Below are 26,364 nucleotides of genomic sequence, written 5' to 3'. Positions count from 1 at the left end.
CATTATTTAGCAACACCTTTAAGCTTAGGGGTGTGGGTTGCTGCGCATAAGCAGCCATCATGCAAAAGCACAACACTGCCATGCACTTGTACTTTAAATAGTGCATTATTAAATGTTTAAATTAATTTTTATAAATGGAATTACACCGCATACATCAGCCGTGGGGCCGTATGCAATAATTAAGAAGATTGCAGAGTATTATTAAATTGTTAGCTTACCACTAAGCAGGTATAGTGGTTGCGGCGGGCAAAGACTGTAAGTTATTGCTGCCAGCAAGCTACCGGTAATAGTTTTTACTTGCCGCAGTACCAATGGCAATATTGCACATAAGGCAAAAGCAAAAGTGTAACCACCGGCAAACCGGGGTTAGCCAGTTTCGCTTTCATTTTGGCGGGGTTGTACTCGCTGTTTTCGTTAAACTCCAGCTTTCGCTTAGCAAATGATTTTACCAGTATGTTTTGACTACACGGTTGCTGCGCCTTAAAATAGCGTTGGCAGCGCAAGCTAAAACCTAAAAATGGTTTAGCCACAAACATAAGCATGGCAATAAACAGCAGAAATTTAACTTTTGAGGCTAACATTGCTTACACAAACGTATTTATAGGTTAAAGTTGGCGAGAAATAATTTATATGCCAGAATGTAACGGAAAAATTGCAATATGGCTTTAAAATCAGCTTAGCCAATTGTTAAAAATGTTAAATAATTAGGGAACAATACTTTGTGTTATTAACTTAGTATATACCTTATGCATTATGAAAAGATTATTTGCAACCCCGGTTATGCTAAGCGGCGCTATAGTGGTAAATGCACAGCGTACAAGCACCACCCTTCTTCAAAAATCATTACTTACCAATACAAATAAACCGGCTGGCAATGTTTGCACCTGCAATCCCAATCAATTAACACTATTAAAATCAAAACCCAATGCAGAATTGTTTGGGAAAATGACCAAACTAACAGCAGATACAGTTGATTATAAACCATCTACAGTAACCGTGTATGAAAATGTTAGCGTAAATCAATTACTAAATACTACCGCTGCGATTAATCCAGACCGTATGCCTATTGCCAAACCGGCAAATACAGATCCGCGTATGCCTATTGTGCAAACTGACAGGACAGCGTACACAATGCCGATAGTAGGGAAAACGCAACCACGGGTATATTATCCAACAGTATCGCCTAAAAAGGTTGTGGATGGCGTTGAAGTTCGCCCTTAGTGTTAAATAGAAAAATCTTTATTCAATAGTTTTTCCAATTCGGCGAAGCTGATGTTCATTTTAACTTTGCCCTGTTTGGCGTAGCTGATCTCGCCGGTTTCTTCGGATATGATGATCGCTGTGGCCTCGTTAGCCTCGGTAACACCAATGCCGGCCCGGTGGCGCAAGCCAAACTGAGCTGGCAGGTCAACCTTATCCGTCAACGGCAAAATACAACTGGCCGATTTAATTTTGTTCTCAGCAATTACTACCGCGCCGTCATGCAGCGGGCTGGTTTTTTGGAAGATGCTTTCCAATAATCGTTTAGAGATTTTAGCATCCATCACTTCGCAGCTATTCTGGTAAAATTGCTCGTCGTAATATTTAGCGAAAACTATCAGCGCACCGGTGCGGGTTTGTTTTAATATCTTACAGGCATCAATAATGGGTTTAATACGGGCATAGTTGTTTTTCTCATCCTGCACTTTCCCGAAGAAATAGCGCCACCAGGCTTTATTGCGCTGCAGTGATGCATTCTTACCCACCAACAGTAAAAAGCGCCTTATCTCTTGCTGAAAAACTACAATAATGATAATTAAGCTAGCATCTTTAAAATAACCCAATATTTTAGTAAGCACCGGCATATGCAAGTTGCTCACCACAAAATAAAGCACATAGATCACACCCAGTCCCAACAGGATATTTACCGCTATGGTGCCGCGTACCAGGTTATAAGCCTGGTATATTATAAAAGCTACCAGCAGGATGTCTAAAACGCCAAGCGGTGTTATTTTAAAAAAGGCTGAGATCTAAACTGTGCATTCACGAAGTTAATATTTAGATGTGAGATTTGGGACAGGAGATTTGAGATCGCTTATCTCTTTGACATGCAGATGTTATTTATCCTCAATTACCCCATATATGGCCCGCCCGGTACGCCCCAATCCCATTTTGGCATGGGCATGTTTGGGTCTTCATCTACATTATCTAAATTCGAATTAAGTACAGCAATGCGGGTTCCCCATTCCGTAAGCCATAAATGCAGAGCGGAACTCAGGGTCATCAGGTAATTGTAGTTCATCGGCTGTTTCTAATAACAACTCCATCCAGCGTTTTCGGTGCTGCTGGGTTAAGTGCTTAGCCAGGTGTTTTTGGATCATTTGGAAATGGCTTCCTTCACTTTCGCTATATAGTTTCGGGCCACCAAAAACCTCGGCAACAAAATGTGCTACGTGTAGCCGGTGCTGTGGCGACATATGCTTAAATACCGGCTCTAAAATATCATCAGCTAATACCTTATCATAAAATAGGTTAAACAACTGCTCAAACATGGGCATACCACCTGCCCATTCAAATAAAGAGGGAACAGACCGGGTTTTGTTATCATCCATGTTGATTGCTATTTATGCGTTGCTTTGTTCTTGGGGAACATTAGCGATGCAACTACACTGATTACCAAAATGCCAAGTATTATTAATAATGACCGGCCCGTAGTCAACCCTATCTGGTCGACGTAATTAGCTAATAGCATTTTCAGGCCTATGAAAGCCAGCAAGGCAGCCAACCCAACTTTAAGGTAGTGGAACTTATCGATAATATTAACCAGTAGGAAGAACATAGAGCGCAGGCCCATAATGGCGAATATGTTAGAAAAGAATACGATATAAGGGTCCTTTGTGATCGAGAATATAGCTGGGATAGAATCGACCGCGAAAACAAGGTCGGTAACCTCGATAATTAATAGCACCAGGAACAAAGGGGTAATAAACTTTTTCCTATCTATTTTAACAAAGAATTTGCTGCCTTCAAACTGCGGGTGTACCGAAAAATATTTAGAAGCCAGCTTAACAACCGTATGGTTTTCGGGGTCTATCTTCTCTTCCCCGGTTGCGGTTTACAAACATAGTTATACCTGTATAAACCAGAACGCCCCAAACAGGTACAGGATCCAATGAAACTCTTCTATTAACGCCGCCCCGACAAATATGAATAGGAAACGCATTACCACCGCGCCAATTATCCCCCAGAGTAATACCTTATGATAATATCTTTTATCAACACCAAAAGCGGTAAATATCAATACCATCACAAAAATATTATCAACCGAAAGGGCATACTCAACTACATAACCGGTAATAAACTCAAGGCCCGTGGTTTTGCGATATAGGGCCAGACCACCTTCAAAGTTATTAGAGTTTAATTGAAGGTTATGCAGGTGTTTTATATTGATCTCCTTTAAAGCGGCGAAGCTATCGATATGGTGCAGCAGTTGACCAAAGTTTAGTATTAGCGCATAAAAGCCAAGCGCAACAGACACCCAAACGGCGCTCATAATCCCGGCCTGCTTCAAGCTTACCGGTTTGTTTGAATTGCCAAATAAGCCCGTGTCAATAGCCATCATTAAAAAAATGAAGACTAAAAATCCGCCTATAAATAAAAGTTCGCTACTCATTACTTGTCTCTTTCTGTCGTAAAGGTCACCAATTGCTCTAACCCAAGGCGCGAGTCGCTGTCAGGCAGGGTATATAGTATTTCAAAAGCTTCGTCCCTGTATTTCTTCATTTGGGTTTCGGCATATTGCAAGCCCCCGGTAACATTAACAAATTTAATGATGGCGGCAATTTTTTCCGGCTCGTCATTATGGTTCTTTACCAAGTTGATAATCCTTTTTTCTCCGTAGCATCGCAGTTATTTAACGCGTAAATAAGGGGCAGCGTAACCTTTTTTTTCTTTGATATCGATACCTACTGGTTTACCGACATCATCCGTGCCAAAATCAAACATATCATCCTTGATCTGGAAAGCGATGCCTATCTTTTCGCCAAACAGGCGCATTTTCTCTGTAGTTTCATCATCAGCCCCGGCTGATGCCGCGCCGCAGGCGCAGCAAGCGGCTATTAACGATGCTGTTTTTTGGCGGATAACATCATAATAAACAGGCTCGCCAATATCCATGCGGCGCACTTTTTCAATCTGTAATAGTTCGCCCTCGCTCATTTGCTTTACGGCTTCTGATACGATCTTAAGTAATTTAAAATCGCCGTTATCAATAGAGAGCAATAAGCCTTTTGATAGCAGGTAATCGCCCACCAAAACAGCTATTTTATTTTTCCATAAAGCGTTGATTGAGAAAAACCCACGGCGTTGGTAAGAGTTATCAACCACGTCGTCATGCACCAGCGTGGCTGTATGCAACAGTTCAACCAGGGGCCGCGCCACGATGGGTAGACTCATTAATGCCGCCGCAAATGCTGGCCGAAAAAAACAGGAACATGGGCCTTATTTGTTTGCCTTTACGCTTAACAATATAATGGGTAATACGGTCAAGCAACGGTACTGAGCTTTGCATGGAGGCTTTAAAACGCTCCTCAAAAACGTCAATATCAGCAGCAATGGGTTTTTTGATCTCGTTGATGCTTAACATTAAAATTGCACAGGCTTTTTACATGCCAAACTGCCTGTTTGGCTAATAGTAGCAAACATAAGCTAAAAAAGTTTATCTGCATTACTACCATAAAAATTTTGGCTGTAATTAAACTAATTCAAACTTAAACACTCTATATAATACATTGATGTTACAGTAGCCCTGTAATTAAAGTGGAAATATAGTTTTTGGTTATTTTTATACAAGCGAGGCATCCGGCGGGATGTCTCGCTTTTTTATGCCCGAGCGAAGCTTTATTTTTTACCTTTGCACTCCACTAAATAATAAACGGAGAGGTGTCTGAGTGGTCGAAAGAGCACGCCCGGAAAGTGTGTATACCTCAAAAGGGTATCGAGGGTTCGAATCCCTCCCTCTCCGCAAAGTTAAGAAGCTCATACTACATGTATTGAGTTTGTTAGTGGATAGCTAAATTATAAGAATGATTAATAGTCATAAACTATAATCATTCTTATTAAATTAGTTAATGGCATAGAAAGTTGCGGTCACGTAACTACCGCCCATTTGGTATTCATTAAAAACCATCGTTCCATCCACAAAAGTCGCAGTGCCAACTGCTCCAAAGCTAACAGGCCACCCGTCTTGATACACATCAGTAACAACATGCGCAGTATTAGTAATTACAACAAAATCGTGATCATCATACGTTCCTTCGTATTCAACAACTGCTTTGTTTTTTACAGTTTGACTTAAGGTTTTAGTTTTGCCGTTAGCATAATTTAAGGGAACGCTAAATAACATTAAAATGATTGCAATGGGTAATACAAGCTTTTTCATAATCTTATCTTTTAGGTAAATAATAAACTATTAATTAAAGATAAGTAGGTTTCATAGCAAGTGTATATTTATATTACACACAAATGTTTACAGTTATGCTAACAGCTGATAACTTATGATTAAACAATTTATAAGGTGACTGAGTGGCCAAAAGAGCACGCCCGGAAAGTATGTATACCTCAAAAGGGTATCGAGGGTTCGAATCCGTCTCTCTCCGCAAGCCAAAATGCTGCCCACAATTTGGGCAGCATTTTGTGTTTACAATCAATTGGATATTATCTAATAAACTGTATTACAAAGCCTCCTTTCGGCGCGATGGTATATGACCATGCCGAATTGATATCATAGGTATTTACGTCGAAGCCCATGAGCGCATCTTTGCCCTCTGATATCAACCTGAACCTCGAAAACCCTTTGCCCCATTTTTTGAGATCAAGCGTAAGCGGATGTTTGTTATTGGTACCATTGATACCTACTATATAACGCAATGCATCTTTTTGCCTGTACAGCACAACAGCTTTACCGGGGTCGGCTACAATACATTTGGTGTCGTCCCGGTAGCGGGCATTTCTTTAAACAAAGTCTTTACTTCGGCAGGCAGCGAATCAAAAACTTCCTTAGAATCTGCAAAATGTATAATGCCCGAGGTGTAGATCATTGTCATGGCCAACTCATGCACCGCTGTGTTTAAACGGGGATACTTTCTCATGGTCAAGGCAAACGGCGTATAGTCAACCGGGCCGGCCACATTCCCGGTAAAAGGCAATACGGTATTTTGTTCGGCTGCTTTTTCAGGAAACCTGGGCTCATAAAAATAGCTTTCCGTTCCTAATATTGCCTCGGCAGTCAGGTAATTTGGCCAGGTGCGCTGCCAGCCCCGCGGTACAGTTGTACCGTGAAGCCCTATTAATAAATGCTCTTTAGCAGCATCTTCAAAAACCGCTTGCAGGGCAGCCATAACTTCCTGCCTGTCAGAGCACCAAAAATCTATCTTAACACCTTTAACGCCCATCCTGGCCAGTTCTCTAAACCTCGCCATCCGTTTTTCAGCCTCATAATACTGTGATGAATAGCCCCAAACTAATGGTGTAACCCCTTTGGAGATAGCGTAATCAATTATCTGTCCTTCATTATTCGCTTTTTCCCATCCGGCGTCAAATAACGTGTATTTAAAACCAAAAGATGCGGACAGATCTGTAAATTCATTATAGATCTTCGCCGAATGATCATCCGGGTGTGACCACCATGACCATGCTGCCTTTCCGGGCTCTATCCGGGAAGTATTTGCAATTTTTGAAGGGGGTGCCAGGTCAGTGATTAAAGTTGACAATAATATATCTCCGGCATTATCACCCACGCTAATAATTCTCCAGGGGCATAGTCCACGGCAAAGTCGACTCAGGATAGGCGTGCTCTTTAACAGGTAAGGGTAGCGTGAATTTTTCGTCAGCATCGGCAAATGCTACCTGGTAGATACCGTTTTTTGCATCGGGCTTAAAATGGCAGCCGGGATAAGAACCATCTGTGCCGGTCTCTGAAATAAGCACCCAATTTTTGCCATTATTTACATTGAAAAGAGCTGGCATACACCAACCAACAGCGGCGTTACGTGGCTTATCAATTGCGTCGCCAGCTGTTACATGCTGATAAAAATCCTCATAGCCGGGCGTGTATCTTCCGGCCTTGTCGTATGGTTCCATCCAGCCTTTTGCATTTAAGGGGATGTGAAAACCAGTAAGCTCATCTTTTATCAGCCTGAGATGTTTATCACCATCCTGAAATCTATAACGAAACGCGACTCCTTCCTTTCCGGCAACCAGGTCCATGATCATGAGCGCTCCCCGGGTATTTTTAAAAGTTATACTCTTGCTTTCAAAAACATGATCCACACTTTTGGTATTGGCTACCTTCAGCTGGTATTGCTCTCTTCTTTGCTGAACGGCTGAAACTTTTACAACCGACAAGCCGACCGTAAAATCCTGGTCGTCGCAATTTAATCCAAGCGGCGAATCTTCCACTATCAGATTATTTCTGCGTGTTACCCGATAGGATAGCTTACCATCTATGCTCAGCGACAAAGTTATTGTATTCAGCTTATCGCCAGATTGCAGGGACAGCGCCTTTGTCTGCGCAAAAACGTTAGTTATCAAAGAAAATACACCCGACACAAGGCAGCAGAAAATAATTTTTTTCTCATAAAGTGAGTTCACTAATTGGTTTATCAATCACTGATAAATTTAAAGAATTGCTGTCATTAAAAAATGGATTAAATATATAGAAGGATGGATTTTAATACAATTATGTTATTTCCTAAATACAGATACTTTACCGGGGGCTCATTTTTTATTTTAGGCGCTCTCGTTAAAAAAATGAAAAAACATTTGCGCAACTCAAAAGTTGCACATATATTTGCAACCTAAAGGTTGCATAATTAACCTAACAAAATGAAACAAGATATATTTCAAGCCATAGCCGACCCAACACGCAGGGCTATTTTAACGCTACTGGCTATACAGGCATTAACGCCAAATGTAATGGCCGAAAAATTTGATATGACCCGCCAAAGCCGTATCAAAACATATTAAAGTATTGCACGAATGCGAGCTGATTAAACCCGAGCAGAGCGGCCGGGAGATCTATTATCATTTTAACGCTAAAAAATGCAGGAGTTTGACCATTGGTTAGCCCAGTTCAGGCAGAACTGGGAAACTCAATTCAACCAACTCGACCAATTATTAACAACAATTAAAAAACAAAACTAATGAACAACGATTTGCTATTTGATTTTAACGTTGACAAGGCAGCGAAAACGGTTTATATAACCAGGAATTTAATGCCGGACAGTCTTTAGTATGGGATGCTTTTACCAAAGCCGAACTGCTGGACCAATGGGGGCACCTGCACCCATGCGCGCCAAAACCAAGTATATGAACTTTGAAGTTGGCGGGCGGCGATTTTACGCGATGATAAGCCCCGATGGGCAGGAGCGCTGGGCGGTGCAGGAATTTACATCCATAACCCCGATAACCAATTTTAAGATGTATAACGCGTTTTCAGATAAAGACGAAAACCGCGAACTCCCGTGCTCTGACTGGGATTACAATTTCAGCGAGCAAAATGGTATCACCAGGGTTGACATTGTCATTTTTAATGAATCGTTTGAGCGATTGGAGAAATTATTAGAGGGCTTCAAAATAGGTTTCACCATGACCTTGAAAAACCGGAAGAATTGCTGGCCTCCTTATCGCAAGAATAAACAAAAGAAAATTACATCACATTAAACATAAAAAAATTATGAGAACAATTAACCCATGGATCAACTTCAACGGAAATGCTGAAGAAGCATTCACTTTTTACAAATCAGTTTTTGGCGGAGAGTTTACAAAGATCATCCGTTTCAAGGACCTCGGCAAGCGCCGAATTCCGTACCGGAAAAGGAAGCAAACAAAATAATGACCATCATTTTGCCTCTTGGTAAACACAATGTGTTAATTGCCAATGATGTGCCCGAATTTATGGGACGGGTAAACGAAAGCGAGAACAGGTCGAAAATAGCAGTTAGTGCCGAAAGCCGGGAAGAAGCTGACCAAATATTTAACGGACTATCAGCAGGCGGAGCGGTAGAGGGGCCCATTGGTGACAGCCCCCGGGGTACTTACGCCGGAATGTTCCGAGACAAATACGGTATTGAATGGATTGTGGAATTTGACCCAAATTATAACGGGTAAAGTATCTAAAAGGTTCAAAAATAATCGATATAAGGAGTCCTTGCCTTTCCGCCGGCCGGTAGTTAACTAAACACAAGCCACTTAAAATGATTTAAGTGGCTTGTGTTTGTAGTCCAGTACTTATTATAGTTCCTCAAACTAAACCGACTTGTTCTGGTCTATTTGATATTCAGAGAAGCTTACACTTTTGGTTATAAAAGAATTTTTTTATTTTCACACCACAACACTTCGCAAAGGTGCATCTGATTTGTTTTAAATAATATCATTATAACGTGAACACACTTTCAAACCAACAACCAACTCAAAAAAAACAATGGAGCCGGCCCATGATAATTTTAATTAGCCAGAATATCGTCGAAAAAGGTACTTTTTTAAACCATGAAGTACATAATGGCAATAGAACCCAGATAACGGTAGGTTCAGGTAATACCCCCGTCCCTCATTCAGTTTATTCTCAGGTACTCTCTTGATTGGGTAATGATATAGTTCTGTTTTAAAATAAATAAGGCACTACAGTTACTAACACCTACCTTCTGCATGTCTCCGACATTACCTGCTACACTTGGCAATTTTTATTTAGCCTTGTCACATTTTACCCTTTGATTTGTCGCATACACACCGCACGCATAATGCTAACTCTCCCGACATTCGTATAGTAACAATTTAACCTGGAACAACTTTAAACAACAACATAAAAGGAGGGTAATCATTATGAGAAAGATCACTGTTTTATCATTCATTACATTAGATGGTGTAATGCAGGCACCGGGCGGCCCGGAAGAGGATACCGAAAACGGTTTTAAATACGGCGGCTGGATAGCGCCCTATACAGATGAAGCTTCGGGTAAAGTTATGAGAAAAATAATGGAACCTGCCGACTTAATGCTGGGCCGAAAAACATTTGATATTTGGGAACCTTACTGGCCCAAGAATGCGGACCGCTGGCCGGGTGTAAATGAAGTAACTAAATACGTTTTGTCTACCACACGGTCAGCCTCTGACTGGCAAAACTGTGTATTTGTTAGCAATGTGGAGGACATCAGGAAGCTGAAAGGTTCTGAAGGTTCTGATCTTAAGATTTGGGGCAGCAGTGAGCTTGTACAGTTATTACTGAATCATGACCTGGTTGACGAATTTTGGCTGATGATACACCCGGTTGTACTGGGTAAAGGCAAACGACTTTTTAACGATGAAAGTATACCCGCAGCCTTTACATTGGCTGATAGCACTGTTACAACAAGCGGTGTAATTATGGCCAATTACAAAAAAGCCGGCCCGGTAAAGACCGGCGCTGTTGGGGAATAACAACAACCCTACTTTTCAAAAAAGCTATCAGCCGGTAGGCAAATAGCTTTTTTGTTACCGGTTGACCAAACTAAAATTAGCGAACCGGGCATTTTGATTTTCATCACCTTTAAAATGCAGGCCCGCCCTTGGGCTTCTGTCCCATTGCGGTAAGGTGTTAGCTTTTATAGGAGATTCGGTTATTAACTGCTTCCAGTCGCCGGCGCCTTGCTTATAATAAAACTTGCATATTTTGTCTGTATCAAGTTCAAGTTTTAATTGGACGATTGTTTTTGCCTTAACCGCGCCCTGTGCCAGTGTGGTAAACTTATTGCCTTTAACCTGCCAAATGGTTACCTGGTTGTTTTGTGTGCCAATACCTAATGCCGCGTTAGCATCGCCATAAAAAGCTAATCCTTTAAGAGCGGCGTTGTTATTTAATACCGTAGCTGTCATCACAAAACTCCCCGACACCGGCCTGGTGGTAATTACAACCCCTGTCTCGTTACCTTGTTTAACGTTACCTAACAGATACAACATGCCTTTTTGCTGTTTTACAACCGGGCTTGAGTTCCGAAAATCCCATTGCCAGTATTTGGCTACCGTGTTGGTGGTAAAATCGTCATGGATGTCTGATACCGTGCTACCCATTATTTGTTGTGTTTTGAATGATGGCCATTCGTTATTTTTTGGCCAAACCAATTCAGATATTAGCCCTTGTCTGCCTGTCATCGCCACGCTTTCTTTATTATAGGCATGGTGCAGATAAACATCAGCGCCATTGCTTGCTTTAACAAAAGTACCGTGACCCATGCACTTCCATTTATCATTTTCTGACAGGATAGGGTTGTTCGCGTAAACCTCGTAAGGTCCGGCAAAGCTTTTTGCGCGGGCCACCCGTACGTTATAACTGCACCTTACCCCGCAGCAATTGCCCGCCGAATAAAATATATAATAGTAACCATCTTTCTTCAGTATGCTTTGACCCTCCATACCCATTTTCTGTTCATCTTTTAATAATGAAAAAGGCTCGCCTTCCAGTTTAAGGCCATCAGCGGATAATTTGCTGGCCAATATCTCTATGGGCCGGTTATCAAGCCCATAAGCTTTAAAGGTGATATACAATTGCCTGTTATCATTAAAAACAAAAGCATCGATAGCTTCCTTGCCAAAGGTTATAAGCAAGCCATGATCGGTAAACCCCTTATCAGGATATTTGGAGGTAGCCACGCCTATGTATGATGTGTTGTCGCTTTTGCGGCGCGCCGTGTAATAGATGTAGTACGTGTCTTTGATTTTATAATACTCGGGCGCCCAAAATGATGCGGACGCCCACTCGGGAGTTTTATCGAATACATAGCCGGCTTGTCGCCAGCTTTTAAGGTCAGTCGATTTAAAAATTGGGAAGTGTGGCGCCCATTCAGACGATGTACCTACGGCGAAATAAGTATTCCCCACCTTTATAATAGATGGATCCGCAAAATCTCCGGGAATAACGGCCCCATCATTCCGCTGGGCCAAGAGCGATAACGGGAATATTAAAACAAGGATAGTGTAACTAATAATTGCCTTGAGCTGTTGCATAGAAGTGTTGTTAAGGTTATTTGCCGGATAGATAACAAATAAACAGAATTTAGTATTAGCAGCAAAACTAAATAGTTGTTCTCCAGTAAAACAAAACAGCCCACAATCAAAGATTGCAGGCTGTTCCACCTAAATTATTTAGTTATCTATTTTTTCTGTTGCGATAAGAAAGTAACCAGCGATGCCATTTCTTCATACGATAAGGCATTAGCAAGACCCACCGGCATTATAGATGTTTCCATCTCTTTGCGCGATAGGATATCGCTTTTGTTTACAGTGAATACTGCCCCGGTTATATCGCGCATTACTAAACGCTCGGCACTTTCTGAAGTTACAAAGCCCATATAGCTTTTATTGCCTTTGGCGGTGATGACATTAGTAGCAAACCCTTGCGATATTGAAGCACTTGGTTTTAATATCGACTCGGCTATTTGCTCACGTGTCATGATCGAGCCGATCTGGCCCATAAACGGACCTTTTGGTTTTTCGCTCTTATCCAGCGTGTGGCAGTTTATACAGCCCTGTTGTGAGAACAACGCCCGGCCCTTTGTGGGGTCGCCTTGTAACTTGCCAATGGCCAGCATCACATCCTCAATTGATGATTTGCCCACCTGCCCCTTGCGGTTCTTAATTTTCTCAAGGTCAACCTTCGGTCCATCGTTAGCTAAAGGTTTTTCTTCTTCGGCACCAAAAGCAGCTATTGCCATGCGGTGACGGGTATTTAAATAAGTAATATACTCTTTACCACTTGCATTAGATTTGTTCCATACATCTTTCAGGAAAGCCTCGATAGTTGGCGAGCCTGCCCATAGATCGGCTTTGTAGTACGGGCCCGGCGCATCCGGACGGGTACCCCACCACCATGATGCATCATACGGTGCTTCCTCTCTAAAAAGGCGTGAAACTGTAGTTAAGATCTCTTTTTTTAGTTTTGGATTAGTTGTGCGTTTATATGCGGCAATTAAACCGTTAACCGCCTTTGTATTGTGCATATAACGCAATGCCCATAAACCCGGGGTTGAGTTTGGTGTACCAATTGCAGCAACACAAGCATCGGTAGCGTTAAGCGCCAATAATGCACGCACTGCCAGGTGTGGTAATATTATCGGCGAGTTTGGAGTAGCATGCGGCCCTTCGGCAACACCTTTTGCAGGTGCTACAAATGATGCCGGTACTTTTGTTTTTAATAACGCCGGGATAGCCGCAGCATTACCTAAACGACCCAACCCTATAATTGCGGCTGCGTGTACCCGTGGATTTACATCATTTAATCCCGCTAAAAACGGGGCGATAGCAACTTTCGACGCAAACTCTTTACGATCGGCAAGTGCGCGTAAAGCAAACTCGCGCATGGTGGCTTCCTGGGTAAGTGTTGTTAAGACCGGGATACCGCTTTCGCCTGCCGCCTGTGCATAAGTGTATACACCCGCTACCCTGCTTTCTAAAGGAAGTGATTTATCCAACGTAATTTTTAAGGCAACCGCTGCTGCTGATTTAGCCGGGCGCCTCAATAACTCCTGCGAGGCATTTAAACGGGCTACCGCGCTTGGCGACTTTAACAGATCACCCAACTCCTTTTCTGACAATTTTGCCAGCTCAGGAAAAGCGGTATACTTCCAATTGTTAGGAACAACCCTAACTACATAGCCTTTGCTTGGGCTGCCGTTATAACCGGCACCGTCCCACGCAGACAGGTACAGCCTGCCAGATCCATCTACATCAAGATCGGTGATCTGCGGTAGTTTTATAAACTCTTCGTCTTTTTGAGTAAAGGTCGGGCCATCAGGTGTAACGCGGTGGATATATAACATGCTGCGTCCCCAATCGGCCATCATAGGCACTTTGGTGTATTTCGCCGGCCAGTTTGGTTCGTCAAAATATAAAGAACCTGTACCTGAGCCACCGCCAACATCAACCAGTGCAGGGATTATCTCATCTGTAAAATGCTGGAACAATAAAGGATAACCATACTCGCCGGTTTGGATGCTATGCGAAAAACGAATATTCCAGCCACCGCCGTCGTTAGTATTCTCACGCGTAAATATGTTCATGAACGGATCAATAGCTACGTCATACACATTACGTGTACCGTGGGTATAAACTTCCATCCCGGTACCATCAGGGCGCACACGTACAATACCGCCGCCTAACATCGTCAATTTTTTGCCTGAACGATCTACAGCGTTATAGAAACCAAAGTCGCCTACACCAACATAAATCCAGCCATCAATACCCATACGGATACCGTTTGTGGCGTGGTCTGTACCGCGCTCCTGCAAGTATTTGGTATTGCTAAAGTTTTGGATAAGCGGTTGTTCAGGGCCATCGGCTACGCCATCATTATTTTTATCTTCAAAAACCACCGGGGCCATGCCGGTAGCTTTGCCTGTTTCTTTAGAGAAAGTTGTGTGCAATACATAAACCTTATCGCCACTGGCAATAATACCGCGCGGGTTATCAACCATGGCAAATTCGGTATGTTTATCAATCTTACCGTCGTTGTCGCTATCTATAAGTTTCATAATGCGGCCCTTGCCGGGATCTTTACCTAATGATCCTATCATATCTACACCAACAAACACTTCGCCGGTTGCTGCTACGGCTAAACAAGCCGGGCTTGGGGTAAGGTCAGGGCCGGCAAACTGGGTAATGGTCAGTTCGGGTGGGTTAACAAACTTAGGTTTTGGTGCTTCAAAAAAATGGCCTAATCCTAAAAGAACAGTTAGGGCCGATAAAAAACTTACGGTTACTTTTAACATGATGTATTTATTATTGTGCTGCTACTCTTTTTGTTGACATTAATTTAGCTATCACGGCTTTAAGCTTTGCCGGATCTTTAGCATATTTTTCAAGGTCGATGATCTCTATCTTCCTAAAATCAGTAGGGTGGCTTTCTGCCTGGATTGATATACTGCCGCTCTTTAAAAATTCTCCCTCTTTTTCGCCTTTAACCGGGTCATGCTGTGGTTTTTCGTACCGCATAACTTCTTCGCCGTTTACATAATGTATCACCAGCGAATCCGCCAGTACCAACGCTTCAACCCGCACCCACTGGTCGCCATTATAAGTTTGCGATTTTGAATCGGTACAGTGTTGGGTTATGATCTTGCCATCTCTTTCAAATTGTGTACCGGTGTACATAAGTTGGCTGTAGAACGATTCCCTTTGCCCGTGCCACCCAGTAATTGCACTTCCATTGAATTTGGAAAATCCTGATCCTTCTTCATCGTTTCAGGTGCCTGCCCGTGGATCATGATCCCATTGTTACGGAACGCCCATCCCGGGCCACCTTTACACTGGTCACCTACGAAACGGTATTCAACCGCTATTAAGTAATGTGAGTATGGTTTCTTATAGAATAAATGACCATAGGTCTCATTAAATTTATCATACTGATCATACCTTACTTCAAGCAGGCCATTCTCAACCCTAAAGGTGTTGTTGAAGTTATCATCCAGATCATGATAACGGATTTTAGGGTGCCAGCCCGTAAGGTCTTTGCCGTTAAAAAGTTGCTCCCATTTTGGGCCGGCTGCGGTAGTGTTTTTAACGGTGTTGCTGCTAAAAACTAAAACTATCAGTCCCCAAAAAAGGAGGTTCCTTAGCGTAGTGAATTTAAACATCGGATTAATGTTAGTTGTTGTTATGTGAGCTTAATTGGTAAGGGTAAACTTACAATTATTTTATATTTATTTAACAGGACACAGGTATTAATTGCAACCGTATCAAGCTATTTACAGAGTTTTATTGTGCAAACGTTTGCAGGCGATCAAAATGCCTGGCTTTATTATTACATTAGTAAAGCCGGGCGCCATACCCGCGCCAGATCGGCAGTATCAACGTAGGATTTGTAATTCGAGTGTATAAACTTGCTCATCCAACCGTCACGAATAGTAACAGTATAACATACCATTATATTTTTAATAAATTTGCAGATTATCGCAAGTAGTTATGTTTTCGCAGTTTACAGATAAACCCTTCAGGTTACAGCTTTCATTCCACAAAATAATTGAGGAGTTGGAAGAGACTGCCAAAACCGAAACAGGCGAAAAATGTCAAGCCGCCAAAGCATTGCTGGCGCGTGTTAATGAGCATCCCGAATTATGCAAAGGAATTACGTCTGAAGATGAAATTATTGAAAACATCGATCTGATCGCTGATCTGTTGGCTGACCTGTTCCCCAAAACTTTAACGTTAAATGAGATAAAAGCGGTAAGTATACCCTACCGGGATTGATCTTTAATCATTCGCAACGTTTTAAAAATATCCTAAAAGATGCAGGGCCTGAGTTTGAAATAAACATCCGCGATTTTGATGATAAGCAGCTTTATATAATGAGCTGCTGCATGATATTGGCCCGGCTATATGGCACCATGCTTGATTTTAGTAGGCCCTTGTTTTATGATATCCCAACAAAAAATGGCGTTATAAAACATTACCGGATACTATACAACGCAGACTTTATAGAAGTATTTGCTACCGATGAAGCCCCTAAGTTAACCCAGGACGACATTGACGAGCTGATGGATAACTATAATGATATTGAGCTATGGAAGGAAAAATTCCCAATAGGCAGTTATGTAATTAAAGGCTTTGGTTTGATGACATTGATAGATGTTACTGTTGAAAATGCGCTTTCAAATTTAAAGAGTAATTTATTAAGCGATTACACGTCGCCCGAGGTTAAGAAGAGCCTGGAAACAATTTTCCGGTCGATGTACGCTATACCCGATTTGCGCATGGGATTTACTTTGTTTAACCAGAACGAAGATAAATTTATAAGCACGAAGTTTGGGCCGGATATGCAGAGTTTTTACTACCCAGTCATGAAGCTTGCGATACTACCCAGTTACTTTGCGGAGAATCCTACCAAAACATTGTAAAAAAGCACACCTATTTTGCGGTTTCAAATGTAGATACTTACATCAGGCAAAACCAGGGGAATAGTTTAGGAGCGCATTTTAAACAACAAGAGATCCAAAGCTTTATACTGGCCCCTGTTATTAAAAATGATGTTTTATTGGGGATACTGGAACTGGTGTCGCCGCGACCGCGCGAGTTAAACAGTGTTACGGCTAATAAGCTTGAGATTGTTATGCCGTTTTTAGTTGATGCCGTTGACCGCAAAGTGCACGAACTGGAAGACAGGGTGCGGTCTGTTATTCAAAGTTACTATACTACCTTACACCCAAGTGTATACTGGAAATTTAAGCGCGAGGCGCAGAACTATATTCAAAGCACCAATGCCGGATTGACCTATGCTTTAAAAGAAATAAAATTTAAAGAAGTGTACCCGCTATACGGACAGGTTGACATCAGCGAATCATCAGTTACCCGCAATCTGAGTGTAAGTAATGATCTGCGCAATCAACTTAAACACCTTATCAATATTTTAAATGAGCTAAGTAAAACCGACGGCCAATTACCTGCTAAAGAATTATTATTTGATTTGAAAGCTTTTGCGAGAGATCTTGCAACTAATTTCAGGGCAGATACAGAGCAGTTTATAAAGCATTACGTTGAAGATAATGTACACCCGATATTATTAGCCGCTGTAAATACCGGCAAATCGCTCAAGGCAAAAATTGACGATTATTTTAAACAGATTGATGAGTTAACCGGCGAGTTTCATATCAACCGGCGCAATTACGATAAAACCTTGTCGCTTATCAACCAAAAACTGGCCAGTATATTAGATCGCCGGCAAGCCGAGATCCGTGAATTTTTGCCGCATTATTATGAGCGGTTTAAAACCGATGGTGTAGAACATAATATGTACATAGGCGCCACTATTGCGCCCAATAAGGAGTTCTCTATCCGAGATTTGCACCGCCTGCGCTTATGGCAGCTACGTGTTATAGCCGAAATGGAAGTGGAGCAATATGATCTGAAAAATGTGCTGCCATATCAATTAGGTGTTACTTCGTTGATATTGGTTTTTGGTGCGCCTATCGCTATCCGGTTCAGGATGGATGAGAAGCACTTTGACGTGGATGGCGCTTACAATATCAGGTATGAGGTTATTAAAAAACGCATAGACAAGGCCCGTATAAACGGCAGCAATGAACGCATTACCGTGCAAGGTAAAATAACCATAATTTATGCTAAAGCAGAAGAAGAGCAAGAATACCGGGTTATATAAGCATATTACAAAAAGCCGGAATATTGGCCGATGATGTGGAACACTTTGAGGTTGAAGAGCTGCAAGGTGTTGCAGGACTAAAAGCGCTAAGAGTTGGCTTGATACATAGCCCTGAACTATTGGCGCAACGCGGGAGGTCTTACGATTACCTTTATAAACAGCTCAATTAAAACCTAAAGCCAGCCGACACATACGGGTAAGCGCCTTCCTTCGAAAAACCAACTACCCCTGTACCAATAACAGCTCGCCCGGCTCAAAATAAAAGCCGCCGCCAAAACCATTATGCCGGTACTTGATACTTCACCCGGTGTCCATACACGACCAACATCATGAAAACCTATCGCTCCTAAAGTTCCCGGTAACAGGTAAGATGCAAAATCACTTATTTTCATCCTCACTTCAAAATTGTTGTAAGCCATGCTTTTACCGGTAAAGCGCCGGTATAAAAGCCCCGTAAGTTAGCATTGCCACCCAATTTTAGTTGCTGGTAATAGGCGGCATTACCTATGGTGGTACCCGCTCCTATTCTATCGGCAAATACCAATTTTGATTCATTATCGGGGTTTAACAGGAAACTAAACTCTGATACCACCTGCCCATATGAATGTGCGTTACGGTTTAGTTCCTTCATTCCCGTCAAGCTGGTTTTCCAAAGGATACCGCTACGTGGAACAAGGCCCTTGTCTCGAGTATCCGGGGTTATCTCTGATACCAAACCAGCCAACGCCTGCTGTCCAAACACATTTTGTTCGGGATGGGCGGCGTCATAATCATTAAGCAGTCGGCCATTGTTGCTGTCTCCATCACCATTATAATACTGAGCCGCAATGCCGGCGTTAACTGTCCAGTTTTCATAAGTGTGTCTTAAGCGGATATCGGCATTCATGTAATTATAAACGTTGCGATAATAATGGATCTTCTTATAACCTGAATTAATAAATTCGGTGTTGTTACCTACCCCAAAGAAGTTGCTGGTATAATTTGGCCCCTTGTTTAATATATTTATCAGCAAATCATTTTTACCTATAGCATCCTTAAACTCACCGTTGTAATTAATCATCAATGAACTTACACCAAGCCCATAGTTAATAGTCATGCTTTGCCTAAAAGCATACGGTTCTTTCCTGAAACCTTGTTTCTGATAAACAAATTTGCCTATAAGTTGTACCCCATAGTCCTTATTATAACTTATCAAAAACAATGGCTGTAAAAAATCATAAGCGAAATTTTTCTTTTTGTATTGATTAACCGTAGTATCGGCCGAGGTTAATAAATGTACCTGATTTTTGCCGGCAGCTTATTTTTCTCATCCGATCGATCATAAACGTACCGATTACCTTTACCGGTTATGTTGCTATCTATCGCAAAAGTATCATTATCGTCACCGCCTATCATCCGCACTGTTATGGGCGAATGATTGTTACCGTGTACCGCAAAAACATCCTTATCGGCAAAGCCGTACAGTCTAATTTCATCCGTTACCTTAGGGTCGAAAGTTCGGGTATAAATAACCTGCTCTTTTTCGCCCTCTTTATTTACCTTGTTTACAATTAGCTTAACCTTGCCATCCGGCTCATTGGTGATATCAAAATATTCGTGCTTGTCTGTACCCAATACCTCTACCTTGCTTGATAAAAAGCGGTAGTAATTCATGGCCTGTTCTTTCAGGATATTTTTTCGGTGTATTAGTTTATTAACTATTTCCGGGCCGCACAATTTATAAATCGTATCGGGCATGCGCTTAACCGCATTGGTTAATAGTTCATCAGTAAGCTTGCTTTTTACAAAGGCAATTTGCTCTTCCCAATCTTTTTGGTTTAACTGGTTTAAAAAGTAGCGGTCAAAATTACGGGCATTTAAATTCCAGCGGGTAATAGATCTGATATGATCCTCATAACTCTGGAACTTGGCCATTAACAAATAGCGCGATACCAGCCAAGGGAAAACGCCGCCGGTGCTGTAAAATACCCGGTCGCGGTCGCGGGGTACTGGTTCATAAATACTTCCTTTATCCGTTTTTTTCTTTTCCCAACGCCATTGGTCCTCGTGCCGGTCCCAATCGCCTAACAACATATCCAGTAAGCGGGCTCTTAGTACGGTCCTCTGATTAACGGTGTTATCATTATCTTCTCTTAGTTTTTGGGCAGTTTTTTCTGAATTGTCTGTTTTCTTTGCATCAAGGGGCTCGCGCTCTTCAAACAAAAAAACCTGGTTGATAAAATCTTTGCGGTATTCGCCAAAGCCCGGATCATCAGCAACGTATACAATTTCAGGATTGGCGTGCGGTACACCTAAAGCTTCAGCCAAAGGCGGCACTGCCAATGCCGAAAACGGGTGCTCGTCTGCTATCTGGTCTTTTATGATAGATTCGGCTATTGTCTTTCTAAGGGTAGGGGGCAATACTCTTTCGGGATATTTCTGGATGGTACGTATTACCCATTCCCGGCCGGTTGGGTCCTCTAATCGCAACGACTTGGTTTGCATGCCCCCACCTTTCTCAGTAACTTTTAACCCGCCCTTTTCTTTCGACAGATGAAATACACGCATCTTAACTGGCGCCGACCAAAGTTTACGATAACTTTCGCCGAAGAAAAACCGGTGCACTTGGTTCACCCGGTCATACTCAGGGCCGACGGCAATGGTGATACTATCCTGTTTTGTTTGCGCAAACCCTTTGATCGCAATAATGCTTATAAAAAAAATCAGCAGGTATCTGTATAAAGCCATAAGCTATTTTTTATAAATAAATTTATATACCGTACCCGGTGTTACCGTATCGCCCTCGTTACTAATATATAAGTTATTTTGGTTATCAAACGCTATCCCTTCCGGCTGTAAAAAAATCGAAGCCTTAATAGGATAAACGCCTTTGACTTTAAACGCAGCGTCGGTAACAATAATCAATTTGTTTACTGATGACAGGATATACCACTCGTTGGTGCGTTGATTTTTTGCTAACGCCGAGGGACGGAAGGCCCCCTTTTTCTTCCCTGTTTGTGCATCAATACCTTTTACATCTATAATAAATTGACCGCTTTGTGTTATAACACCGTTTGCGGCCATTTTAAAAATATAGCCCGTGCTGGTTTTTTTATCATCGTCGCTACAGTTCTTGCAGAGTACATATAGTTGATTTGTTTTTCATCAGCATACAATCCCTCGTACTCTCCCTCCGGCAACAGCCCCTCTTGCTTTTGCACATTGGCTATCTCGCCGCTGCGTACCGGCTAAATGGGAAGGTAAACAAAACGCCATCGCTTTTAAGCATTATCACCATGTCGTTTAAAATGGCTATATCCTCATAGTCTCCACTTTTTGCGAATTTTGAATAGCCGGGTGTTTTTTTATCTCCTAATTTCAGATAGTAAACCCTTCCATCCTCGTCCTGTTCGGCATATAAGGAGTCGGGCTTACCATGATGAAACGCTATACCCGAGATCTCTAATAAACCCTCGGACATGTTATATTTAATACCATTGTTAAGATCATATCCCGGCGGACTGGTGTAGCTTTTCTGGCCGGTGCATGACAGCTCAGCCAACACTGCTATCAGTGAAAGAACAATTAACTTACTACCTTTTAACGTTTTCATGCTTTCTTACTTAAATATTGATATACTTCGTATTGCGAACGTATAGTGGGCTTAGTTGTTTTTACCGGCACATTCTCAATATGGTTATTAAGCATAACCGCTTGTACGTTATCGGCTAATTGCAGGTTGATTATATCGGTTATTTCGGCTTTTATCTGCTCATCATAAACAGGGAAACAAACCTCAATGCGGTGGTAAACATTACGGTTCATCCAATCTGCCGACCCCATGTAAACCTCGGGCTTACCATTGTTATCAAATATAAAAACGCGGCCATGCTCCAGATATCGGTCAACAATACGCTTAATGGTGATATTCTCGCTCATGCCTTTTACACCCGGAATAAGCCGACAAATGCTGCGTACAATTAGTTGCACTTTCACCCCTGCCTGCGACGCGTCGTACAGTTTAGCTATCAGCTTACTTTCTTCTAAATTATTTAGTTTGATAATGATGGATGCAGGGTAGCTGTTCTGTGCATGGGTTATTTCCCTATCAATCATTTCAAAAACCTATCCTGTAAATTAAATTGCGCAACAAGCAGATGGTTAAACTTTATCAGGTTGGGTGATTTTGGCTTTTCGCGTCTGGCCAGAAAATAAACAACAATTCAATTTCACGCAGTAATTCTTTATTTGCCGTCATTAAAATATGATCGGTATAAAAGGAGGCGGTGTTTTCGTTAAAGTTACCGGTAGCCAACAGTCCGTAATATTTTGCCCGGTTGTTTACCATGCGTTTTACTAAAGCAATTTTGGCATGTACTTTTAAAGCTGTTACGCTATAAATAATATCAGCCCCGGCGGCTTTTAGGCGGTTGGCCCATTTAATGTTATTGGCTTCATCAAACCGGGCTTTTAACTCTACTAATACAGTTACTTTTTTCCTGCTGACACCGCATTTATCAAGGCGTTAACAATGCGCGAATCGCGGGCCACCCGGTAAAGGGTGATATAGATTTCTTCAACCGTTTCATCCAGTGCTGCGGCATTAAAGAAACGCAGGATAGTATCGTATGATTGATAAGGGGTATTTATCAGCAAATCCTTCCGCTCTATTTGATCAAAAATAGATTCGTCGGCGCTGAGCCTGTTATATATCGTAGGCCATTCTTCATATCTTAAAACCGGCGAGCTAACAGGGAAACTGAACAAGTCTTTCAGGTTATGATAATTACCACCCTCTACCAGGCTTGATGATTCAATATTCCAGTTATCACTAACCATTTGTAAAATGCGTAACGGGATACCCGGCTGGTGCAAAAAGCGGGTTGCTATGCCTAAGTCGCGTTTTTGCAATTGCTTTTCAATTTGTTCAGATAGGTCACCGGAGTACTCATCTTTCAAATCCAGTTCCGCATCGCGGGTAATTTTGAATGAGTAACAATCTTTTACCGTTTCGCCTCTGAATAGTTTATTAAGGTTATATCTTATAATGTCGTCAAGAAATAGAATAAAGGTTTCTCCACTGTCTTCAACCTTATAAAATCTTGGCAAATCATCCGAAGGGATATTTAAAACAACTAATTTTTCTTCGCTTTTATCATTAGTGATAACTACTAAGAAATACAACTCATTATTTTTTGGAAAGAACTTCTTTTTACCCGATAATTTAAATGGCTCAAAAAAGCCATTACCTGGCTAAAGAAATAGTCGTTGGTTTTGTCAATTAATGCAGCGGGTATAGGCTGATTGATTAATAAGCGAATGTTACTTTCTTTAAGTGCGGGTATAATTTTGCTATTGAATACTTTACCAAACTCCTGCTGCTGATGATTTATAAGTTGCTGAGCAATTAACAAAGGATCAGTTACCGCACTGGTGGACGAAGTGAGCTCGCCCAACTTATCCATTGCCTGTAAGACCGGCATGCGCACCCTATAAAACTCATCAAGATTTGAGGAAAAGATAGCCATGAAATTTACCCTCTCCATCAGCGGCACATCATCATGGCCGGCCAGTTCCAGTATCCGTCCGTTAAAAGTAAGCCAGCTCAGGTCCCTGTCAAAAAAGTATAATCAGCCATGTTATTATGCTACCGTGCCGGTATTTCGTAAAATGGAGGCTATAATGTAAGCTAATACAGCTACAATAAGCCCGAACATAAAAATATTATAAGCCACCCTTAATAACCTGTATTTGCGCCCTAACACTACCCCTTGCGAATAAACATCTTTTATTAGCGTACCATATAAAAAGCCTTGTCGTCCATAACTTTTAGCATACCATCGGTATACTCTTGCAGACCCATTTTATAAAAGTTACCAAAGAATAACAAGTTGACCTTTTTATCGTCGATGTCTTTAGTTGTAAAAGTGCCCTCGGGTATTGATGGGCGGGTAGCCGGGATAGAAAAAATCATGGATAGCAGGCTCACCGTTAACAATATAAAACTTGGTATAGCCAAAAAGCTATTCTCTTCAAGCTTCCGCAAAACTAAACTGATAATTGCCGACAGGATAATAGAGTTAACGGTGATGAGGATATGGGCCTTATTATCAGCCATATCACTTAACCGTTGATTATTTCCCGATGTTATACGGAACATAGTTTCAATGCCTTTCTCGGGCTTTTCTTTCTTTTTCTTTTTTTTTTCTTGCTTCTCTTCCTTTATTTCTTCTTTTATCTCTTCCTTTATTTTTTCTTTTTTTTCAGGTTCTACCATACCATTTTGCTTATTTTCATCTGACCCGTCTTTATCTGCTTCGGCTTGCTTTTCTTTTAATTTACGCAGATTTTTTTCTTGCTTATCATGTAGTAGCAACTGCGCATAATCTGTAAAGTAATTGTGTGCTTCCAGAAATTCTATGTTTTTTTACGCCAATGTTGTTTATCAATATCAATATGTTTGGCAGCAGCTATCTCTTTACGTAACTGTTTATTTTTATCAGCAAAGTCATCCGTCCCTAAATGGAAGAGATCTGCATCGCACATAATTTGCTGCAATAAGCCTGTTGGTGTTTGCGGCATTTTAGTAGCCATAATACAGCCGTTAATTTTTTCTATCACCCCGGCACTAACTTTTAACGGCTTTAAAAAATCGGCCGCTAATTTTGAGCCTGCAGCTTCGTGGTGGTCCCCATCTGTAAAATACCCTATATCATGAAACCAGGCCGCTGTGATCACTACAAAGAAATCCTCGTCGCTTAGCTGATAATGATTAGCAATGCGGGTGGCTGCAGCAACAACCCCTTTGGTATGATCAAGATTATGGTACAGCAAATCAGGGTTATGATGCGCATGGAAATAATCCAGTACATATTGCTTTACATCTTCTAATAATTGCTGAAATTTCATTTAACTGCTTTAAAGTATAGTGTTATCCAAATTTACTGTTAAATCTATATGTTTTTATGACTACGGCGTTTTTCGCAGTACAACAGCACCGTCAAACACAGCTAATAACCCAAAAAGCCAGAAATAGTTTAGTGCAACTGGATGCGCGTAGAATCCGTTGATGATAATATCTATTGCTACCAAAAGAGCCCGGCAGCTATATTGCGAGTAATATTATTATGTGGCTGTTAAGTTAGCCCGAAAACTATAATTATTTAAACAGTTCGGTCATTACTTTGCCTTTACTGCTTTCCATTTTAAAATTTAACAATTTGGCAACTGTTGCACTAATATCTATTTGCTCATAAGGAGTTTGGAAACCTACGCCTTCTTTAAAATCAGGGCCTAAGGCTAAAAACTGAATATGCCTGCATCCTTCGCAACCATCGCCATGGCTAGTAAAGCCATCTGCAACGTTTGGCAAATGCCTTCCATGGTCGTTAGTAATAATAATGGTTGTTTTACCTCTGTAGTTATCATCACCCTGAATAAAGTCGTATAGATCTCCTATATTTTCATCTGTTGATTTGATACCTTTAATATAGTTGGTCCATGAACTGCTGTGTCCAAAATAATCAGGGTCTTTTAAATTTATCAGCACTAAATTAGGCCGATACCGAGCAAGCACATTCTTAGCATGCGCAACTGTAGTATCATCAGATCGATAACCAGAAAATAAACCATTATTACCACAATCCGTACGAGGCATATATTTACCTTTCCACTCTTCCTGTACGCAATTGCCTAATATTTGTAGTTTATCTTTAGATGCTACTACCCGGCTTTCTCGGCAGGTTTACCACTGCTTTTAAGAAAGTTTTGAAATATAGACGGGTACTGAGGTAGCACATGTCCATTGTTCTCCAAATCCTCATAATTACCTGTACTTATAGCGTCGTGGCCAGAATCAGTATTAGTAGTTCCCATGTTATGGAAATTATTAAGCATTACACCCTTAAAGTATAAACTAAATTGGTTGGGGATGTTTTGACGGGTATAATCGCCCCAGGTTTCGCTATAGCGGGCACCGTCTATAACTACAATTATTACATTTTCTGTTTTACAACAGATGGCTGCAGATGTATTAATACGAGCAGATTCTGTGCTGGCAATTGTTGTTACAGTATTGGTTACTTGCTGATCAGTAGTGTTTGCTACTACTTGGGTGGTATTACCTGTTCAGATGAGCCGCTAACAGCGGGGATTGATGTGTCCTTTTGGCAAGCTGCAATAAGGCATATTGCTGCAAAAACAATCACGGTTAATGAAATGCGAGGGGT

General features: G+C 41.5%; 31 protein-coding genes, 1 tRNA gene and 4 pseudogenes. 11 read left to right on the top strand and 25 right to left on the bottom strand.

Annotated elements, in window-relative coordinates; all coding sequences use genetic code 11:
- Window positions 1-293 precede the first annotated feature (293 nt).
- On the bottom strand, window positions 294-581 hold the full coding sequence (locus tag HK413_RS10485) for a hypothetical protein (RefSeq protein ID WP_175269835.1): 288 nt from the start codon (window positions 579-581) through the stop codon (window positions 294-296).
- Window positions 582-753: 172 nt separating this feature from the next.
- On the opposite strand from HK413_RS10485, the gene HK413_RS10480 reads away from it, so the two are divergent.
- A complete protein-coding gene (locus HK413_RS10480; RefSeq protein ID WP_175270138.1) occupies window positions 754-1,221 on the top strand; it encodes a hypothetical protein in 468 nt (155 codons plus the stop codon).
- Between the two features lie 2 nt (window positions 1,222-1,223).
- Here HK413_RS10480 and cdaA read toward each other — a convergent pair whose 3' ends face one another.
- From cdaA to HK413_RS10460, 4 genes and pseudogenes are all read right to left on the bottom strand, one after another.
- Window positions 1,224-2,009, bottom strand: coding sequence for a diadenylate cyclase CdaA (gene cdaA / locus HK413_RS10475; protein WP_175270139.1), 786 nt, complete (start codon window positions 2,007-2,009; stop codon window positions 1,224-1,226).
- Window positions 2,010-2,198: 189 nt separating this feature from the next.
- Entirely contained in the window at window positions 2,199-2,591 is a 393-nt protein-coding gene (locus HK413_RS10470) for a group II truncated hemoglobin (protein ID WP_217452235.1), read from the bottom strand.
- Between the two features lie 8 nt (window positions 2,592-2,599).
- A pseudogene (locus HK413_RS10465) lies at window positions 2,600-3,532 on the bottom strand (TerC/Alx family metal homeostasis membrane protein).
- A 119-nt stretch (window positions 3,533-3,651) separates the two neighbouring features.
- A pseudogene (locus tag HK413_RS10460) lies at window positions 3,652-4,624 on the bottom strand (polyprenyl synthetase family protein).
- A gap of 290 nt (window positions 4,625-4,914) precedes the next feature.
- On the opposite strand from HK413_RS10460, the gene HK413_RS10455 reads away from it, so the two are divergent.
- Window positions 4,915-5,002 (top strand) — tRNA-Ser (locus tag HK413_RS10455).
- 99 nt (window positions 5,003-5,101) lie between these two features.
- Here the strand turns inward: HK413_RS10455 and HK413_RS10450 are convergent.
- From HK413_RS10450 to HK413_RS15375, 4 genes are all read right to left on the bottom strand, one after another.
- Window positions 5,102-5,419 (bottom strand): hypothetical protein, encoded by a 318-nt coding sequence (locus HK413_RS10450; RefSeq protein ID WP_175270137.1) that lies wholly within the window; start codon window positions 5,417-5,419, stop codon window positions 5,102-5,104.
- A gap of 275 nt (window positions 5,420-5,694) precedes the next feature.
- On the bottom strand, window positions 5,695-5,931 hold the full coding sequence (locus HK413_RS15385; protein WP_317169472.1) for a hypothetical protein: 237 nt from the start codon (window positions 5,929-5,931) through the stop codon (window positions 5,695-5,697).
- A 20-nt stretch (window positions 5,932-5,951) separates the two neighbouring features.
- The gene (locus tag HK413_RS15380; protein WP_217452234.1) at window positions 5,952-6,749 is read right to left on the bottom strand and encodes a glycoside hydrolase family 97 catalytic domain-containing protein; all 798 of its coding nucleotides are present in this window, start codon (window positions 6,747-6,749) and stop codon (window positions 5,952-5,954) included.
- A gap of 28 nt (window positions 6,750-6,777) precedes the next feature.
- A complete protein-coding gene (locus HK413_RS15375) occupies window positions 6,778-7,587 on the bottom strand; it encodes a glycoside hydrolase family 97 N-terminal domain-containing protein (RefSeq protein ID WP_217452233.1) in 810 nt (269 codons plus the stop codon).
- Between the two features lie 276 nt (window positions 7,588-7,863).
- On the opposite strand from HK413_RS15375, the gene HK413_RS21235 reads away from it, so the two are divergent.
- From HK413_RS21235 to HK413_RS10425, 4 genes are all read left to right on the top strand, one after another.
- Window positions 7,864-8,004, top strand: a complete 141-nt coding sequence (locus HK413_RS21235) for a helix-turn-helix domain-containing protein (protein ID WP_317169471.1) — start codon at window positions 7,864-7,866, stop codon at window positions 8,002-8,004.
- Between the two features lie 303 nt (window positions 8,005-8,307).
- Window positions 8,308-8,700, top strand: a complete 393-nt coding sequence (locus HK413_RS10435) for an SRPBCC family protein (RefSeq protein ID WP_217452232.1) — start codon at window positions 8,308-8,310, stop codon at window positions 8,698-8,700.
- A gap of 63 nt (window positions 8,701-8,763) precedes the next feature.
- Window positions 8,764-9,147, top strand: a complete 384-nt coding sequence (locus HK413_RS10430; protein WP_394353166.1) for a VOC family protein — start codon at window positions 8,764-8,766, stop codon at window positions 9,145-9,147.
- A 711-nt stretch (window positions 9,148-9,858) separates the two neighbouring features.
- Window positions 9,859-10,452, top strand: a complete 594-nt coding sequence (locus HK413_RS10425) for a dihydrofolate reductase family protein (RefSeq protein ID WP_175270136.1) — start codon at window positions 9,859-9,861, stop codon at window positions 10,450-10,452.
- Between the two features lie 54 nt (window positions 10,453-10,506).
- On the opposite strand, the gene HK413_RS10420 is transcribed toward HK413_RS10425, so the two are convergent.
- The 4 genes from HK413_RS10420 to HK413_RS19925 all read right to left on the bottom strand — a co-directional run bounded on the left by HK413_RS10420 (window position 10,507) and on the right by HK413_RS19925 (window position 15,638).
- Entirely contained in the window at window positions 10,507-12,015 is a 1,509-nt protein-coding gene (locus tag HK413_RS10420; RefSeq protein ID WP_217452231.1) for a glycoside hydrolase family 43 protein, read from the bottom strand.
- Between the two features lie 146 nt (window positions 12,016-12,161).
- Window positions 12,162-14,774, bottom strand: coding sequence for a DUF7133 domain-containing protein (locus HK413_RS10415; protein ID WP_175270134.1), 2,613 nt, complete (start codon window positions 14,772-14,774; stop codon window positions 12,162-12,164).
- A gap of 10 nt (window positions 14,775-14,784) precedes the next feature.
- Window positions 14,785-15,156: a DUF1080 domain-containing protein gene (locus HK413_RS19930; RefSeq protein ID WP_262886876.1), complete on the bottom strand. Its 372-nt coding sequence runs from the start codon at window positions 15,154-15,156 to the stop codon at window positions 14,785-14,787.
- Window positions 15,114-15,638, bottom strand: a complete 525-nt coding sequence (locus tag HK413_RS19925; RefSeq protein ID WP_262886875.1) for a 3-keto-disaccharide hydrolase — start codon at window positions 15,636-15,638, stop codon at window positions 15,114-15,116. The genes HK413_RS19930 and HK413_RS19925 overlap by 43 nt, the downstream gene beginning before the upstream one ends.
- 328 nt (window positions 15,639-15,966) lie before the next feature.
- Between HK413_RS19925 and HK413_RS15370 the strand changes: the two genes are divergently transcribed.
- The 4 genes from HK413_RS15370 to HK413_RS15355 all read left to right on the top strand — a co-directional run bounded on the left by HK413_RS15370 (window position 15,967) and on the right by HK413_RS15355 (window position 18,327).
- Window positions 15,967-16,251, top strand: a complete 285-nt coding sequence (locus HK413_RS15370; RefSeq protein ID WP_217452230.1) for a hypothetical protein — start codon at window positions 15,967-15,969, stop codon at window positions 16,249-16,251.
- Window positions 16,248-16,898, top strand: a complete 651-nt coding sequence (locus HK413_RS15365; protein WP_217452229.1) for a hypothetical protein — start codon at window positions 16,248-16,250, stop codon at window positions 16,896-16,898. Before HK413_RS15370 ends, HK413_RS15365 begins: the two co-directional genes overlap by 4 nt.
- A gap of 137 nt (window positions 16,899-17,035) precedes the next feature.
- Window positions 17,036-18,157, top strand: coding sequence for a hypothetical protein (locus tag HK413_RS15360; RefSeq protein WP_217452228.1), 1,122 nt, complete (start codon window positions 17,036-17,038; stop codon window positions 18,155-18,157).
- A 23-nt stretch (window positions 18,158-18,180) separates the two neighbouring features.
- A complete protein-coding gene (locus HK413_RS15355; protein WP_217452227.1) occupies window positions 18,181-18,327 on the top strand; it encodes a hypothetical protein in 147 nt (48 codons plus the stop codon).
- A 3-nt stretch (window positions 18,328-18,330) separates the two neighbouring features.
- Here the strand turns inward: HK413_RS15355 and HK413_RS17960 are convergent, their stop codons facing one another.
- The 8 genes and pseudogenes from HK413_RS17960 to HK413_RS17935 all read right to left on the bottom strand — a co-directional run bounded on the left by HK413_RS17960 (window position 18,331) and on the right by HK413_RS17935 (window position 23,709).
- Window positions 18,331-18,576 (bottom strand): hypothetical protein, encoded by a 246-nt coding sequence (locus HK413_RS17960; RefSeq protein WP_246230277.1) that lies wholly within the window; start codon window positions 18,574-18,576, stop codon window positions 18,331-18,333.
- Window positions 18,552-19,352: a BamA/TamA family outer membrane protein gene (locus tag HK413_RS17955; RefSeq protein WP_394353165.1), complete on the bottom strand. Its 801-nt coding sequence runs from the start codon at window positions 19,350-19,352 to the stop codon at window positions 18,552-18,554. Before HK413_RS17955 ends, HK413_RS17960 begins: the two co-directional genes overlap by 25 nt.
- A gap of 71 nt (window positions 19,353-19,423) precedes the next feature.
- Window positions 19,424-20,884, bottom strand: a complete 1,461-nt coding sequence (locus HK413_RS17950; protein WP_246230274.1) for a hypothetical protein — start codon at window positions 20,882-20,884, stop codon at window positions 19,424-19,426.
- Between the two features lie 3 nt (window positions 20,885-20,887).
- Complete coding sequence (locus HK413_RS10395; protein WP_175270133.1) at window positions 20,888-21,220, bottom strand: SdiA-regulated domain-containing protein; 333 nt, start codon at window positions 21,218-21,220, stop codon at window positions 20,888-20,890.
- 142 nt (window positions 21,221-21,362) lie between these two features.
- Window positions 21,363-21,749, bottom strand: coding sequence for a hypothetical protein (locus HK413_RS10385; RefSeq protein ID WP_175270131.1), 387 nt, complete (start codon window positions 21,747-21,749; stop codon window positions 21,363-21,365).
- On the bottom strand, window positions 21,746-22,252 hold the full coding sequence (locus tag HK413_RS17945) for a phospholipase D-like domain-containing protein (protein WP_246230272.1): 507 nt from the start codon (window positions 22,250-22,252) through the stop codon (window positions 21,746-21,748). Before HK413_RS17945 ends, HK413_RS10385 begins: the two co-directional genes overlap by 4 nt.
- 55 nt (window positions 22,253-22,307) lie before the next feature.
- Window positions 22,308-23,320 (bottom strand): annotated as a pseudogene (locus tag HK413_RS17940) (phospholipase D-like domain-containing protein).
- Window positions 23,308-23,709, bottom strand: a complete 402-nt coding sequence (locus tag HK413_RS17935) for a hypothetical protein (protein WP_246230281.1) — start codon at window positions 23,707-23,709, stop codon at window positions 23,308-23,310. Before HK413_RS17935 ends, HK413_RS17940 begins: the two are co-directional and overlap by 13 nt.
- Between HK413_RS17935 and HK413_RS15350 the strand changes: the two genes are divergently transcribed.
- On the top strand, window positions 23,663-23,824 hold the full coding sequence (locus tag HK413_RS15350; protein ID WP_217452238.1) for a hypothetical protein: 162 nt from the start codon (window positions 23,663-23,665) through the stop codon (window positions 23,822-23,824). The two genes, HK413_RS17935 and HK413_RS15350, sit on opposite strands and share 47 nt — an antisense overlap.
- On the opposite strand, the pseudogene HK413_RS21230 reads toward HK413_RS15350, so the two are convergent.
- The 4 genes and pseudogenes from HK413_RS21230 to HK413_RS10365 form a co-directional block, all read right to left on the bottom strand.
- Window positions 23,779-24,254 (bottom strand): annotated as a pseudogene (locus tag HK413_RS21230) (Pycsar system effector family protein). The gene HK413_RS15350 and the pseudogene HK413_RS21230 sit on opposite strands and share 46 nt — an antisense overlap.
- Before the next feature lie 299 nt (window positions 24,255-24,553).
- Window positions 24,554-25,045, bottom strand: coding sequence for an HD domain-containing protein (locus HK413_RS21225; protein WP_317169470.1), 492 nt, complete (start codon window positions 25,043-25,045; stop codon window positions 24,554-24,556).
- Between the two features lie 250 nt (window positions 25,046-25,295).
- Complete coding sequence (locus HK413_RS10370) at window positions 25,296-25,793, bottom strand: alkaline phosphatase family protein (protein ID WP_262886874.1); 498 nt, start codon at window positions 25,791-25,793, stop codon at window positions 25,296-25,298.
- A 65-nt stretch (window positions 25,794-25,858) separates the two neighbouring features.
- Window positions 25,859-26,011, bottom strand: coding sequence for a hypothetical protein (locus tag HK413_RS10365; RefSeq protein ID WP_217452226.1), 153 nt, complete (start codon window positions 26,009-26,011; stop codon window positions 25,859-25,861).
- Window positions 26,012-26,364 lie beyond the last annotated feature (353 nt).

Source organism: Mucilaginibacter humi (assembly GCF_013087555.1).
The sequence above is the reverse complement of the archived record's forward strand: the minus strand, read 5'-3'. Positions and strand labels throughout refer to the sequence as shown.